This is a genomic window from Bradyrhizobium sp. 26S5 (assembly GCF_036923295.1).
GTDB lineage: Bacteria > Pseudomonadota > Alphaproteobacteria > Rhizobiales > Xanthobacteraceae > Bradyrhizobium > Bradyrhizobium septentrionale.
Genome location: NZ_CP145948.1, coordinates 1462080 through 1477491 on the forward strand (window position 1 = coordinate 1462080; position 15412 = coordinate 1477491).

The window sequence follows — 15412 nt, forward strand, 5'->3', positions numbered from 1 at the left end:
CGAGATATATCGATTGAGAGACCTTTGGCTGCCGCATAAGCCCCGCTCTTTGGGAATGACACGCAAGTCTGCTGCTGCAGAGGAGCGGAGCCAACGATCATGCGCCAGTCCCAACTAGATGCAGAACGTCCGTTAAAACATATTTTCTTTCTCGCGTTCGAATTGAGCAAAACCTATCTTGCGCAACGTTTTCAAAGTTGCCTCACGCTGAACTGCCGCCCATCTTACGCCTTCTCAGAATACGGTCATAGGAATAGCGCTGCGAGCGTACCAAGCGCGCCAAGCACCAGCCCGATCAGCGAACCAGCCGTCGGCACATCTCGAAAGAGCAGAAGCGTGAGACTCGGTTCCACCACTTAAACTCGCTCCCACCGAGATGGAGATGATTATCCAAATATTCTTCAGATGCATGTAGCCTAGGCTTTTAGTCCCGGCATTTGCTGGAGCGGATTGAGTTTGAATCGTTCTGGCTGGGAAGTCCAGGCTTTGCAGATATATTCGTAGGGCGTGAGGCCCTTCAGGGTCTTCAGCGGCCGAGCGTAGTTGTATGCGTTAATGAAGTCAGCAAGGTGTGCTTCGAGCTGATCGTGTCGATCGTAATGATAGCGTTGGACGGTCGCTTCCTTGATCGTGCGGTTCATGCGCTCGACCTGCCCATTGGTCCAGGGATGCTTGATCTTGGTCAGCCGATGTTCGATGCCATTCTCTTGGCAGCGCATATCGAACATATGTGTCACGTATCTTGCCGTCGGGCCGTCCGCGTAGCGCGGCAAGAAGGTGAACTGGATCCCATTGTCGGTGAGAACCGTATGGATCTTGTAGGGCACAGCCGCGATCAGAGCTTCGAGGAAGGCGGAGGCGGAGGTCCTTCCCGTCTTCCTGACCAGTTGTACGAAGGCGAACTTGCTGGTGCGATCGATGGCGACGTAGAGATAGAGCTTGCCTTCAGCGGTCTGGAGCTCAGCAATGTCGATGTGGAAATAGCCGATCGGATAAGCCTTGAACTTTTTCTTCGGAGGCTTACTGCCTTCGACCTCCGGCAATCGACTGATGCCGTGGCGCTGGAGACAGCGATGCAGGGATGATCGCGTCAGATGTGGGATGGTCGGCTGAAGCGCATAGAGGCAATCGTCGAGCGGCAATAGCGTATGCCGCCGGAAAGCAACAATGATCGCCTCCTCCTCGATGGAAAGCACGGTCGAGTTGGCTTCCTTGGGGCCTGTCGAACGATCGGCGACGGTCTCGCGCTGCTTCCACTTCGCGACAGTCTTCTGGTTGATCCCGTAGCCCTTGGCGAGTGCTCTCAGGCTCTCTTGACTATTTTGTATTGCTCGACGGACTGCCTCCGTCGTGGTGGCGCAGCCGTGTAAAACTTGTCCCATAGCGCATCCTTCGAATCGTGCGACAAGAATGCACCATCAAAGCCCGGGACTAAACACCTAGTGCGTATCCGCAGACGAGTAGGATACCGCCGAGGGATATCAGCAGGAACATCGGCAGGAGCGCTGTCAGATGCCCGCCGCCTGCCTTTCCAAACTGCTTTGAGGCAATCAACTCCGCGATTATCGAAAGCGCTTCTCCAAGCAAAAGCGCTCCCACCGCTGCAATCTTCAATATTGAGCTCATCGTCTAACGTATCGAAGACGCTCCTTAAAGGCGCCGGCATCGCAAAGGGCTTGGCCAGGCACCAGCGCTCACGGAGCTCCGTGCCCATGAGCAGCTCCTTAGTACCGATCGACGCCGATTAGGTACCAATGGAGCAGCGAGACTGGCCAAAAAGAACGCAACCGTGATGCGGGTGTCAGCTCCCAATCCAGAGCATCACGGCCTAAGCTGCGATCCGCACGGGAAGCACGGAATAACCGTGCACAAAATTTGACGCAATCCGCTCGGGCTCGCCGACAACCTTGACCTCTAGCCCCGCATTCAACATTTCCTCCCACAGGATTCTCAGCTGCAGTTCCGCAAGATGTCGACCAACGCAACGATGGATGCCGAAACCGAACGAAAGATGCTGCCGCACGTTCTTGCGGTCGATCACGAAGCTACTCGCATTCTCGATGACCTCTTCGTCGCGGTTACCAGAGATGTACCACATGACGACCTTGTCCCCTTGCCTGATTCGTTTCCCACCCACGATGGTATCGACCACGGCGTTCCGGCGCATATGTGCGATGGGTGTCTGATATCGAATAATCTCGGACACAGCGCTCGACACCAGCTTGGGATTATTGCGTAGTTTTCGCAACTCGGAGGGATACCGGTTCATGAACAGGAGCCCCCCGGTGATCGAATTGCGCGTAGTGTCATTGCCTCCCACGATCAGCAGAATCAGATTCCCGAGAAACTCCATCGGATCCATATGGCGCGTCGCAGGAGAATGCGCCATCATGGAAATCAAGTCGAGGCGAGGCTCGGCATTGATGCGCTCATTCCAAAGACGGGTAAAATAGTCCAGGCACTCGAACAGGATTTTGCTTCGCTTGTCCCAGCTATCGACAGCATGACCTTTTTTCGGAATTGTAGCACCTATGTCCGACCAATAGGTCAAGAGCCGTCGATCCTCAAATGGAAAGTCGAATAGTGTGGCGAGCATCTGCGTCGTCAACTCAATGGAGACCATGTCCACCCAATTGAACGCATCATTGCGCGGCAAGCCGTCCAGAATCGTCCTGACCCGACAGCGAATTAAGCCTTCGAGTTTTGTCAGATTTTCCGGTGCAACTATCGGACTTACTGTATCGCGCTGCTCGCGATGTTTGGGAGGACCTATCTTGATGAAACTCTGAGTCCAGTGCTCATCAGGCACATCGACAATCGTGACTCCTCGCTCTGACGAAAATACCTTATGATTTGCATCTACCGCCAGGATATCTCGGTATTTCGTTAGGGACCAATAGGGACCATAAGGACTGTCTTGGCAGTAATGAACGGGATCCTCCCTTCGCAGCCGCTCGAAGCAGCTCCATATCCTATTATCTTGAAAACGCTTTGCTTCGCTTACGTCCAGATTGCTCAGCGGGATATTGCAAGCATCGTCGGCTCCAACGTCTGCCAATCGAGTTTCCATGACCGTCTCCGCAGATCTTGCTCGCTCGAGAACTCACGGATCCATTTAGCGATTTAAGGTTTCGAGCTGCCGTAGCGTCTTGTTGGGGGTTGTCGTTCGACACGGTATCGCAAAGTTTACGCAACCACCCCCTACCATTATTGGCAGTCAGGATCGCATTGACTCTCTAAATCAATCTGTTCCAGTGGATCGATGAGAAACTATCACTGGTAGACAGGCGTCGCGTCATGGCAGCCGCATTACTGCTCGAGCTATCGAAAAGGACGCAATGTGATCCTTCTTTGAAAACGGCTAACCCCGCCATCTTCGGCGGCTCGGGACCGCCCCCTCAATTCATTACTGAAATGGACCCCGATTTTGGGACCAGAGGTTAAGTTGGAAAAGAGAGCTGGCTCCGCAAATTCGGACAGTAGCTTGAGTGGATTTTCTGCCTGAGAGCGGCGAGGATTCTTGCCGCGAAACAGGAGCGAAGATGACGAAGAGGAGTCGCCGGACGCATTCTCCGGCATTCAAGGCAAAGGTGGCTTTGGCGGCCGTGAAGGGGGAGAAGACATTGGCCGAGCTGGCGCAACTGTTTGATGTCCATCCGAACCAGATCACGACCTGGAAGTCCCAACTCCTGGCAGGCGCCGCCGGAGTGTTTGGGCAGGACAACGGACCGGCCGAGGCGCCGGTCGATTTGAAGCGTTACATGCCAAGATCGGCGAGCTTGCGTTGGAGAACGATTTTTTGTCCGGCGCGCTCACCAAGGCGGGCCTGCTGAGCGCAAAGCGATGATCGACCGCGACCATGATCTGTCTGTCGTGCGCCAGGCGAAGGTCCTGAACCTTGCCCGCAGTACGGTTTACTATGAACCTCGGCCGGTTTCGGCCGAGGACTTGTCTTGATGCGCCGGCTCGATGAGCTGCACCTCGATTATCCCTTCGCAGGGGGGCGCATGCTGCGATCGCTGTTGCAGCGTGAGGGCATGCAGGTTGGCGGCCGCCACGTCGCGACGCTGATGAAGCGCATGGGGATCGAGGCGATCTATCGCCGTCCGAACACGAGCAAGCCCGCACCGGGCCACAAGATCTACCCGTACCTATTGCGCGGATTGAAGATCGAGCGGCCGAACCAGGTCTGGGCAATGGACATCAGCTACATTCCGATGCGACGTGGATTCGTTTACCTCGCGGCGGTCGTCGATGTGTTCAGCCGAAGGGTATTGGTCCATCGCGTATCGATCACGATGGAGACGATATTCTGCGTCGAAGCGCTCCAGGAGGCGTTGGCGAAGCACGGCAGGCCCGAGATCTTCAACACGGATCAGGGTAGCCAGTTCACCAGCCTCGACTTCACCGGCGTGCTGCTGGACGCGAACATCGCCATCAGCATGGACGGCAAGGGTGCCTGGCGCGACAACGTGTTCGTCGAGCGGCTGTGGCGCACTGTCAAATACGAGGAAGTCTATCTGCGTGCTTACGACAGCGTGCTCGAGGCGCGAGCATCGATTTCCAAATATCTGGCGTTCTACAATCGAGGACGTCCTCACTCGAGCCTTGACGAACGCACGCCCGACGAGGCTTACTTCGGCGCGCAAACGATGGTGACGGCCGCATGATCGTCGCCAACGATTTTGCTGCGGCTCTGGTCGGGCTTGCGCCCTCCCGACGCCACAGCAAAATCGTAAAGCCCCGCGTTCAGAACCCGGCAGGAATCCACTTAATTTTCGCGGGGCCCTGTCCAAACAACCGGGACCAGCTCTTGATGACGACGAAGACGAGACGCAAGATCGACGCGGCACTGAAGGCAAAGATTGCGCTGGAAGCCGTGCGGGAGCAGGCGACGGTGGCCGATCTGGCCCAGCGCTATGAGGTTCACCCGAACCAGATCTATGCCTGGAAGAAGCAACTGCTGGACCAGGCGGCGCGGGCCTTTGATGCGGGTGTCGGGCGCGAGAGCGAGGAAACGCGCGAACGCGAGATCGAGAAGCTGCACGCCAAGATTGGACAACTGACGGCCGAGCGCGATTTTTTAGCGCGGAGGTCCGGAAGATGAGCACGCCGGACCGTCGAGGAATGCTCGATCGCGCCGACAAGGCGCTGTCGATCCGTTGGCAATGCCTGTTGCTTGGCATCGCGCGCTCCAGGGTCTACCGGCCGCCCCGGCCGGCCAACGACAACGACCTTGCCCTGATGCGGCGGATCGACGAGCTGTTCATCGCCTGGCCGTTCCTGGGCTCGCGGCGAATGACCGCAATGCTGAAGGCTGAGGGGCTTCAGGTCAATCGCAAGCGCGTGCAGCGGTTGATGCGCAAGATGGGCATCGCGGCGCTGGGACCGAAGCCGAACACGACGAAGCCGGCGCCGGGCCACAAGATCTATCCTTATCTGCTGCGCAACATGACGATCGACCGGCCGAACCAGGTGTGGGCCGCCGACATCACGTATCTGCCCATCGGCCGTGACTTTCTTTATCTCGTCGCCATCATCGACTGGGCGAGCCGTGCGGTTCTGGCGTGGCGGTTATCGAACACGAGCGGCTGTGGCGGTCGCTCAAGCATGAGGACATCTATCTCAAGGGCTATGCCGACGGCCGCGAGGCCAAGGCAGGGATCGCGAGCTGGATCGCCTTTCTACAACGATCGTCGCCTTCATCAGGCGCTCGGCTATCGCACGCCGATGGCGGTCTGGCGCGAACGGATGCAGGCCGCGAAGGCTGTGGAATGGTGGACAACGCTGACGCGTTGACCACATGCCCATAGCAACAGCAGCAGACAGTGTCTCTGGCAGCGTGATAGGAAGTAATCAGGAGCGGTCAGTTTCCAACTAACAAACCGGCTCAAGCGGCCCCGCTCCGCGGGTCCATTTCATCGCCCAGCGGGGCCGTTGAAACCTACGATGTCACCGATTCGAACGGCGTGCCATTCATACGGGCGCGGATATTCGGTGTCGGAGATGGCCCTTTTTGTTGTGGCCCAGGTGACGAGCAGCGCGCACTGCGGAATTTGCCGCAATGGGAAATAGATCATTCACTGGCTGCGATTCAGTATTGGGCTGAAATCATTAAGGTCATACCGGGTCAATCGCCGGCCATCGTCAACGTCGCCGGGATTGCCATTGACAACGCATGGCCTCTATCCAATCGTCACCCGATGGCGGCAACAAGGTGCAGGCGGCACTCACGAGGCGGCTCGCTGACCTACGGGGCGCTTGGCATGGTTGCGGTCGGACAGATGGGGTTTTCAGCCGAAGCATACATCCCTTCGCAATTGCCAATGACGCGAAAGATAGGTCTCGCACCCGTTATGATTCATGAGATCGCCCATCAGATGGGAATCGCCAGTACTATTGACGGCTACGAAGCATCGCCGCATTTCGCCCGAAGCGATAAATGGCTGGACGGATACCATTTGCACGATGACAATGGCAAACAAACCAAGCCGGGACAAGCGATCTATTGCTCCGGCTGCGCCAACCTGCGAGCTGACAACGTTTTCGACCTGCGCCGCGGGCTATTTCGCCGGGAAGCATATGAGTGAAGTGCTGGCCGGCGCCATGCCCGGTATTCCGGTGCAGGCGATGCATGAGGACGCGTCGCCGGATGCAGCCTTCGTCTCGCATAGCGAGCTCAAGAACAGCTTAATGAGCCACCAGCGATACCGGAATTACACATCCTTCATGGAGGCGGAGTTTGGCCGCGTTGCAGGATATCGGCTATACCATCGATCGGCGCAAGTTGTTCGGTTACTCCATCTACGGCAACGGTCAGAGTCTGATTAGCGATAACCCCTTCTTCGCTCGCAACACTGAAGGAACCGCGTATCTCCCAAATACATACAACACGGCGATGCTCGGACTGGGGCTGCATGTCTATGGCCGCGACAACACTGTGGTCCAGCGCGCCGGCCTGCTTTCGGAAGGACCAGGGGGCGCTGGCATCCGCGTCGATGGCGAAGCCAATCGGATAACAATCCCGCCGGGGATCCGCGTCCATGCGGACGGCGATGTTCGCCTATGGCAAGGGTCACTCGCTTACTCAGCGTGGCGACGTGCAGGCGCTCGGCGAGCATGGCATCGCAGCAAGCTTCGACTTTGGCAACAATGCGATGGGCAATCACCGTGAATATCGTGGCTCGTTTATTCGCACGATTGGCAATAGCGCGGCCCCGATGGTGAACGAAATCGACGGTCCGCTCGTCAACACATTCGATCTGACCGGGCGCCTGGCTGGCAGTTACGCGGCGATGTACATGTCGAACAGTGGTTATGTGGGCGAGATCAACGTGATGCGTGGCGCAACGCTGTCAGGGGACATCCTGTTTGATTACGCCCAACTTGACGAGAAGGGTTCGCCGCGCCTGACCAAATTGACGTTCGGTATGACGCCTGACACGAATGGTCACACAACGGGACAGCCCGACGCAAGCTTTGCAACCCGCTATGAAGGTAACATCATTGGACGCAACAACCTGTCGCTGCAGTTGTCCGGCGGCGTCGCGTTGTTTACTGGCAATCACGAAGTGTACGACGCAACTGTCGCGCAACACGCAACCCTGTCCGGTAACGGCAGTTATCTGCTCAATACCGATGGCCGCTTCACCAATAGCGGGGCTGTCGCGCCGCTCATCGATGGTCGTGACAACAACATAACGGTGAATGGGGGCTATCTGCAAACGTCCACCGGGCGCTTGCAGCTCGCAGTGAACGATACTGGTGCGTTCAGCCGCCTCGTGGTGAACGGAAGTGCGGCGCTCGACGGTACCCTCGCGATTATGCCGCAGCGTGGCTGGTATGGCAATGATTTCAGCGTCTGGCTCTCGGGGCCATAGGTCAGGACTCAGATTGCCGTAATCAACCAGCGCCTTATCCGTGGTGTTTTTCTCCGAGAAGTCTTGGTAGCCGGTCGCTCGAGCAGGCGATGTCTGGCTCCTAGTCGGCCATTCACTCCCTGGCATTTAATCCAAACGTCTGGTCGGCTGGACAAGTTTGTTGTTTGCAGCGCCCAGTTGTCGAAGAGGTGCACCAAAGCTGAAAATTATCTCTGGATGAAAACTAGCGCCGTATTGGTCGAGGCGTCGCCAAGGCTGATTCCGGGAAAATTCGGCAAGCGCCTGTGCCTCAGTTTGAGATTGTCTGGCTTCCTACCTGCTTCTTGCACACGCGGCGCAACCCCGGACGGTCCGCTTGTCGATCCGCGTCAGCACATCCTCCCAGCCAAGCCAGAAGCCTTCGCCGCGGTAGCGACAAGCCTCTTATCAGTCCGGCAAAAAATTTTAGAACAAAAATGGCCAGGATGCGTGACAATGGTTTTCAACTTCTTAGGGACGCGTCAGGCGGGGTGAATATGCGCTTGGTAAGGTTCTGACGCTCGGCGAACGACGTGTTGATTAGGGCCAGATCCGTTGTCCAAGAGGTAGATCTTGATCCGGCCGATGCACTTGGGTGGGCTATGGCCCCCGGATGCGGCCACCGCGAAAATCTGTTCAGCATCGCCTAATCAGCATCAAAATAACATCTCGCGGCCGCAGGGAGCCTGGCTACGGTATGATATCCGGAGCAACGATTCGGCGGCCAGATCTGGCCTTGACCCCAAGTCCGCGCCGCCGTAGCGCCCCGTCCGAAAGGGCGGGGCGCTTTCCTTTTGCATACGTCCCTTGCGGGCGATTCTAGCAGAGCATCAGATGGGTAGCCGCAACTGTATACTGTCAAACAGGCCTTGGATCGTTGGTCGCGAGCGGTATTGTGGATACGGAAGCAGGCCTTCGATCGCGGGCGCGGCAGAATGTCGTGTTCGAACTCGGCTTCGTTATCGGGAAGTTGGGGGCAGCCAATGTGGCTGCGCTTATGAAGTCGACGGTGGAGAAGCCATCCGACCTTGATGGCATTGCCTATATTTCCTACGGCCCGGGCACTTCCTTGAAGACTGAGCTTGCACGCGAAATGTATCACATGAAAATCCCCTTCGATACCAAGGCTGTTCTTACAGCTTAGGTAAGCCTCGATCGTGCATCAATCTTGAAGAATGCTCGACGTGATCGATGCCGGCGATGAGGGGGTGATTGGCCGCGACCCAGGCGCGGCTAAGTAGGCTGATCAGTTTGATCTGCATCGCTAAGTCCAAGGGAGTAACTGGTGCTGCGACCGCCTGCGGCGTCTTTTGAATGCCGCTTGATTAAGTCATTAATGTCGCGCGTTGCGGTCGGCTGCGAGAGCTTGGCAATTTTTCCTACTTCGACGAAGTGAGCTTTCCCTGGAAGTCCGTCGCGCAGCCGATTTAGCATCCGTTGCTGGCGATCGCTGAGGTCGCTCGTGGCATGCTTTTCCCAGAACGCTGCCTTCTGCAAGACGCTACCGATGATCGTCTCAGCGCCGTCGAAAGCCCGACCCAGGCAACCGAGAAACCACTCGAGCCAATTGATGATGTCGAGCGTGCCACGTCGGGTTCGCTCAAGGATGTCGTAGTAGGCTTGCGCTCCTTCCGGATTTGCCTGGACATGCTGTAGAAGCGCCGCGTGCTTTGTTCGGAACGCACGAGTGCCAAATCGGCGATCGCACGCCCTATTCGTCCGGTGCCGTCCTCGAAGGAATGGATGGTCACAAACCGCAGATGCGCAAGTGCAGCCGTGATAACAGGGGCCTGGCCTTGCTCGGTGTTGAACCAGTCCAGAAACGCCTTTATCTCGGTCTGAAGCCGCTTGGCAGCCGGCGCTTCAAGGTGAACACGTTCGCGGCCGAGGGTCCCCGACACCACCTGTATTGGGCCTGCCTGTTCGGTGCGCCAGCGGATTATTCCGATCATCGTTCTATCGCCACAAGCTCGCCATGGCCAAGGCCGCTTCCAGTCGGCTTCGCGGAGTTCGAGATTCGAGGTCGCTGCTTCGCCTGCGCCGGCTGCCGACGAAGCCTTTACGGCTTCGGCCGTATCGGCCCTCGCGACCGCGTAGGTCACATATCGAAGCCCGCTGTCGTCTTTGACGACGCCAAAGTATCCGTCCTGCCGCCATCAGTTTGTCCGAATTCACGACAGGCGGACTTCACGTCCCTTGCCTGATGTGACCTCCCAACAACGGAAGGTTGCAATTGGCGGCGACCGGAGCGGTCAGTCCGTAAAATCACAGGCTCCTCTTCCATCCGTGCGGCGGATTGCGCTAGTCTGCGACCTGGAGGGAACAGGCCGTGGCGACCAGCTTTGAGCGGATCGACGCTTTCGCACGGCCTGCGATCCTGCCGCGCCTCCGCCATGTGCAGGCATGGCGCCGCGTCCGGCTGCAGCGCCTCCTATCTGATCCCAACATCGCACAGAATGATCCGGGAAGGCTCAAGTCCATCAAAGCCGCACAAAATTGCATGGCCGTCTCCGTGCGCGTCAAAGCCATCCTTACCGGGATCATCGATCGCTAGGGGCGCCGGGAGCGGCGCGGTGTCGAGTGCGCGAGCAATCACCGCATGCGCCGCCTCGTGATATGCGGTGATCTCGCGCTCTTCTAACACTTCGACCGCTTGATTTCCGGAAATTGACAGCGGGACCGTCGACCGAGATTGCTGGGCGTAGCTTTGACGCGCGCATCCGCGTGATGGCGGAGAGCTTCCGTTCTGGATGCAGCCGCGGTGTTGGCCTACTCGCTTCAAGCTTTGCCAGCGCGGCAAGTACGGTGCCGGTTGCGAGTTAGCCTTCAGACCATCTCCTCAGCGCCTCTATGGCGTTCTCCAAAGCCTTTTCATAGCATACTCTCCACGGGCGGCCTGCGGAAAAGCGCGCGGGCGGGTGGAAGGGCCACCCGCGCTAGTTTGCGCTTCGAAGAGGCTTTGCTGTCCCATGGAGGTTGCGCGAGCATATGAGCAGCCGAGCCATACATGCGTCAGCAACCAGCGTGCCAAACCATCGTACCGGCATTCCGCTTGAACAGAGACAAAACGCTGCGCTTTCAACCCGCGGTCCCCGAACAGCTGTTTGCGCCTCGATTGCAGTTCCCCACATGCATGTCATCGACCGGACACAGCTGAGCGAGCTCAGACGTGCAGGGATGCAACGGGGCCACGCAGCGCCGATGACGGTTAATCCAGGTCTTTCATCGTGTCGAAACTGGCAGCAAAACGTGCCTGCGCTGCCGATGCTTGCGGGGGCGCCACGATCGACATGAAGCCGCTGTAAATAGGGCCGGGTGCAAACATCACGACGTTCGCAAGTCGGAAAGAGAACAAAACCCACACAAAACAATGCGAACTCTGGGCCATTTTTTGGCACGAAGAATGCAGACCTTGGATATGCCCAGGGGCGCCCTCCCCTGGACATGGCCACCATCGCAGCTTGAGGCCGTGGCTGGCCACTTGAAGTTAGCGGCGCGTGATATCGACGAGGGACAGTGCCTGTGCATGACACACGCGGGCACCTGCGTCACGTCGCCGCTAACTTCTGTCCGCCGCCAACAGCGCATCAATGGTTGGTCCGCTTAGCATGGACGTGTCGATAAGAAGGCACCCGCGATTCGCACAGAGCATTCCGCACATTCTCGACACTTCGCGCGTCATAACGGATGACCCTCGCGTTCCTCTTCGACGTCTGGAAGACGCTGCACCGCCATTGATCAACGGAACGGGTCGACGACTATGGGACGTGTGAACGACAAGGTCATTCTGGTGACCGGCGGGGCTCGCGGAATGGGGGCAGCTAATGCGCGCCTGCTGGTGGCTGAGGGGGCCAGGGTCGTGATCACTGATATTCTTCATACAGAAGGAGAGGCTCTCGCGGCTCAACTTGGCAATTCGACCATCTATATGCCTCAGGACGTTACCCAGCCGAAGCAGTGGGCCGAGGCGGTCGCAAGCGCCGAAGGGCGCTTCGGCGCGCTCCACGGGCTGGTCAACAACGCCGCGATCGCCAACATAGCCCCTATTGAGCAGTTCTCGCTCGATCAGTGGAACAAGACCCTTGCCGTCAATCTAACCGGCGTATTCCTCGGGATGCAGGCAGCCCTACCGGCCATCCGGCGCGCGGGCGGAGGTTCGATCGTCAACGTCTCGTCCGTCGAGGGGCTGCGGGGCAGTGCCGGACTCCACGCCTATGTCGCTTCGAAGTTCGGCGTGCGGGGCATAACCAAGTCCGCTGCACTGGAAGCCGCGGCCTCGGGAGTTCGCATCAACTCGATCCATCCCGGCTTCATTGCCACCCCGATGACCGAGAGCTTCGAGTCCTCCCTTTTCCCCGTTCCACTCGGGCGGGCAGCCGAGCCGCAGGAAGTATCGCAGGTCGTCTTGTTCCTCCTCAGCGACGAGTCCAGCTACCTTACCGGTTCGGAGGTCGTCATCGATGGAGGTCTGACGGTCGGCGTCCCGCGCAAATGCCTGGCGCCCGAGAACCTCTTTTGATTAACCTGACTGAATGTCCAATCTAGTCGGATAGAATGTTGCGATGTACTACGGTAGCGGAAATTACGAAGCCTTTGCCCGCCCTCGCAAACCCGAAGGTGTGGACAACAAGACTGCGTGGTTCGTCGGTGCGGGCCTGGCGGCGCTTTCCTGTGCGGCCTTCCTGATCCGCGATGGCCATATGCGTGGCGACCGGATCACCATCCTCGAACGGCTGAAGATACCGGGTGGGGCTCTCGACGGTAACCAAGACCTAGGAAGGGGCTTCGTGGTCCGGGGAGGCCGCGAGATGGAGGATCATTTCGAGTGCCTATGGGACTTGTTCCGGTCGATCCCTTCGCTGGAAACTGAAGGTGCCAGCGTGCTCGACGAATTCTACTGGTTGAACAAGGATGATCCGAACTACTCGCTGCAACGGGCGACGGTGAACCAGGGACAGGACGCGCACACCGACGGCCTTTTCACTCTGAGCGAAAAGGCGGAAAAGGAATTGATCGCCGTCTTTCTTGCCTCCCGTGAGGAGATGGAGAACAGTCGTATCGACGAAGTGTTCGGGAAAGAGTTTTTCAGCAGCAATTTTTGGCTCTTTTGGCGGACGATGTTCGCCTTTGCGGAGTGGCATTCTGCCCTGGAGATGAAGCTTTATCTGGATCGGTTCATCCATCATATCGGGGGCCTGCCGGATTTCAGCGCGCTGAAGTTTACCAGGTACAATCAGTATGAATCGCTGGTTCTACCGTTGTGCAAATGGCTGTTGGAGCAGGGCGTCAACTTCCGCTACGACGTCGAAGTCACTGATGTCGATTTCGACATAAAGGCGGGATGCAAGCAGGCCACGGCTATCCACTGGCTGGAGGGCGGCGTCGCCGGCGGCATCGGCCTTGGCGCCGACGATCTTGTATTCATGACGATCGGGTCGCTCACCGAAAACTCGGACAAGGCAGACCATCACACGCCCTCCAGGCTCGACGAAGGCCCGGCGCCTGCTTGGGATCTGTGGCGGCGTATTGCGGCCAAGGACGCGGCGTTCGGCCGCCCGGATGTCTTCGGCGGCAATATTCCTGCAACCAAATGGCAATCGGCGACGATCACGACTCTAGATGCGCGCATTCCAGCCTATATCCGCAAGATCGCCAAACGCGATCCGTTCAGCGGCAAGGTCGTCACGGGAGGGATCGTCACGGCGAAGGATTCGAACTGGCTGCTCAGTTGGACTGTAAACCGTCAACCGCATTTCAAGTACCAGCCCAGTAATCAGATCGTCGTCTGGGTCTACTCACTTTTCGTCGACGAGCCTGGCGACTACGTGAACAAGCCGATGCAAGATTGCACGGGCGAGGAAATCACGCAGGAATGGTTGCATCACCTCGGCGTGCCGGTCGAGGACATACCGGACTCGCCGCGATGGCCGCAAAAACTGTGCCGGTGATGATGCCCTACGTCACCTCTCTCTTCATGCCGCGGCAGGCGGGTGATCGACCAAATGTTGTGCCCAAAGGCGCTATCAATTTTGCCTTCATCGGCCAGTTTGCTGAGTCGGCGGAGCGCGATTGCGTCTTCACGACCGAATACTCAGTGCGCACGGCGATGGAGGCCGTCTACACGCTCCTCAACGTCGAACGTGGTGCGCCAGAGGTGTTCAATTCGACCTATGATATCCGCAAGCTGCTTGCGGCAATCGGCAGACTGCGCGACGGCAAGGAAATCCGAATTCCCGGTCCGGCGTTCTTGCGCGACCTAATGCTGAAGAATATCGGCGCTACCGAACCCGGCAAGACTGCTCAGTGAGGGCTTTGTGCGTTCGCCTGTCTTGTGCAGCTGGAGAGTTCGTTCTCCACGGCCCGTACGAGTGTGAATTGCAAGGCGCAAGCCCTTCGTCGAGTGTCGAAGGCGACACACGCGAAGGCGGAACTGTTCTCGGGCCGCAATTCATAACATGGCTGGTAATGGAAGCCGCAACAATCGTGCCCGCACATAATGCTGGCGCCGACCGTCTGCTTGACACTCGCGTTCGATGTGCCACCTGAGCTCCAAATCGACCAGGTGGCTGAAGGAGGTTTTCTCAGGACGCGCCGAGATGCAGTATCCATAACGTCGCCGGTCGGGGACGTGCAGCCCCGGCTGCGGATAAAGCAGAGTGCGGTCGGGGCCTCATTTCTCAAGCTTAGTGGGTTCCTTGCCTTACCGCAGAGGATGGCGATGGTTTGAGATGATCCAATATTTTCGAGCCTTCGCTGAACGACTTCGACCAGAATCTCTCCGCGAGGTCCAGATGGCACTTCAGTAGCTCTGAGGGAGTTTTAGAGTCGGCAAGATTTCTCAGAAAGCTTGCTTGTTCGTGCAGAGAGGAAGCAGCCAAACTTAATCCATCCTTTAATGCCGCGGCGTACAGGTGCCTTGTCGATTCGATCGATTTTTGCCATTCCGGAAAAATTGACGGAATGCGTGATGCCGCTGCTGCAGGTTCTCCAGCGCCATCGGCTGCGGCGCCGGTCAGTTGGGTCAGTCCGGGCTCTGGACGTGGCCGCCGTTCGCGTTTCTCGTCTTCGGTTGTATTCGCGTTCATTCGACGTCTCCTAGCCTAAAAGAGGATTTGTAACACCTGAGTTGTTCGCTGCTCAGTTCCGATCATCAACCTTCAGAAGGTACCACACCCTCCAACATGTCATACCTACCTCTTTTGGTACGGTGTGATCGCGCCGCAAATTGCGCATTCTAGGCGCCACTTGCTGGAATGTTCACCCATCCCCGGTTCAGAGGCTGAGAATCGCGGCAACCTCGTTGAGGACGAGCGCTGACTGCGTAGATCGACGGTGCCGCCAAAGGTGGTGCGGTCGCACGTCGATGCGCTTTGCCGTGATTGCGGCTGGCATTGGCCGCCATCACGCTCGCATCCATCGCGATGGCGCGGGAACGATAACCTGCCGTTTGGGCGGGGCGGCTCACGGGTATGGCGCGGACGCTTGGTTGATGTTGGGGGCGACGCCCGGCCGTT

10 protein-coding genes and 3 pseudogenes are annotated in these 15412 nt (G+C 57.9%); 8 read left to right on the forward strand and 5 right to left on the reverse strand.

What is annotated here, in order from left to right; all coding sequences use genetic code 11:
• Positions 1-416: 416 nt before the first annotated feature.
• Both V5279_RS06960 and V5279_RS06965 read right to left on the reverse strand, forming a co-directional pair.
• Positions 417-1382: an IS481 family transposase gene (locus tag V5279_RS06960; protein WP_338696066.1), complete on the reverse strand. Its 966-nt coding sequence runs from the start codon at positions 1380-1382 to the stop codon at positions 417-419.
• A gap of 446 nt (positions 1383-1828) precedes the next feature.
• Positions 1829-3070, reverse strand: a complete 1242-nt coding sequence (locus V5279_RS06965; protein ID WP_338696068.1) for a cytochrome P450 — start codon at positions 3068-3070, stop codon at positions 1829-1831.
• A gap of 472 nt (positions 3071-3542) precedes the next feature.
• On the opposite strand from V5279_RS06965, the pseudogene V5279_RS06970 reads away from it, so the two are divergent.
• The 5 genes and pseudogenes from V5279_RS06970 to V5279_RS06990 all read left to right on the forward strand — a co-directional run bounded on the left by V5279_RS06970 (position 3543) and on the right by V5279_RS06990 (position 9042).
• Positions 3543-4670, forward strand: a pseudogene (locus V5279_RS06970) (IS3 family transposase).
• 146 nt (positions 4671-4816) lie between these two features.
• Positions 4817-5799 (forward strand): annotated as a pseudogene (locus tag V5279_RS06975) (IS3 family transposase).
• A 257-nt stretch (positions 5800-6056) separates the two neighbouring features.
• Complete coding sequence (locus V5279_RS06980) at positions 6057-6590, forward strand: hypothetical protein (protein ID WP_338696070.1); 534 nt, start codon at positions 6057-6059, stop codon at positions 6588-6590.
• 453 nt (positions 6591-7043) lie between these two features.
• Positions 7044-7880 (forward strand): hypothetical protein, encoded by an 837-nt coding sequence (locus V5279_RS06985; protein WP_338696072.1) that lies wholly within the window; start codon positions 7044-7046, stop codon positions 7878-7880.
• A 913-nt stretch (positions 7881-8793) separates the two neighbouring features.
• A complete protein-coding gene (locus V5279_RS06990; RefSeq protein WP_338696074.1) occupies positions 8794-9042 on the forward strand; it encodes a TIR domain-containing protein in 249 nt (82 codons plus the stop codon).
• Here the strand turns inward: V5279_RS06990 and V5279_RS06995 are convergent.
• Positions 9032-9160: a hypothetical protein gene (locus tag V5279_RS06995; RefSeq protein WP_338696076.1), complete on the reverse strand. Its 129-nt coding sequence runs from the start codon at positions 9158-9160 to the stop codon at positions 9032-9034. The genes V5279_RS06990 and V5279_RS06995 overlap by 11 nt on opposite strands.
• Positions 9161-9325: 165 nt before the next feature.
• Positions 9326-9850: a Fic family protein gene (locus tag V5279_RS07000; protein ID WP_338696078.1), complete on the reverse strand. Its 525-nt coding sequence runs from the start codon at positions 9848-9850 to the stop codon at positions 9326-9328.
• Positions 9851-10227: 377 nt separating this feature from the next.
• Here V5279_RS07000 and V5279_RS07005 point away from each other — a divergent pair, with 377 nt between their 5' ends.
• The 3 genes and pseudogenes from V5279_RS07005 (at position 10228) to V5279_RS07015 (ending at position 14205) form a co-directional block, all read left to right on the forward strand.
• Entirely contained in the window at positions 10228-10452 is a 225-nt protein-coding gene (locus V5279_RS07005; RefSeq protein ID WP_166071942.1) for a hypothetical protein, read from the forward strand.
• Positions 10453-11658: 1206 nt separating this feature from the next.
• Complete coding sequence (locus V5279_RS07010; protein ID WP_166071941.1) at positions 11659-12417, forward strand: glucose 1-dehydrogenase; 759 nt, start codon at positions 11659-11661, stop codon at positions 12415-12417.
• Between the two features lie 43 nt (positions 12418-12460).
• Positions 12461-14205 (forward strand): annotated as a pseudogene (locus V5279_RS07015) (oleate hydratase).
• 376 nt (positions 14206-14581) lie between these two features.
• On the opposite strand, the gene V5279_RS07020 reads toward V5279_RS07015, so the two are convergent.
• Positions 14582-14983 (reverse strand): hypothetical protein, encoded by a 402-nt coding sequence (locus V5279_RS07020; RefSeq protein ID WP_338696081.1) that lies wholly within the window; start codon positions 14981-14983, stop codon positions 14582-14584.
• Positions 14984-15412: the final 429 nt, after the last annotated feature.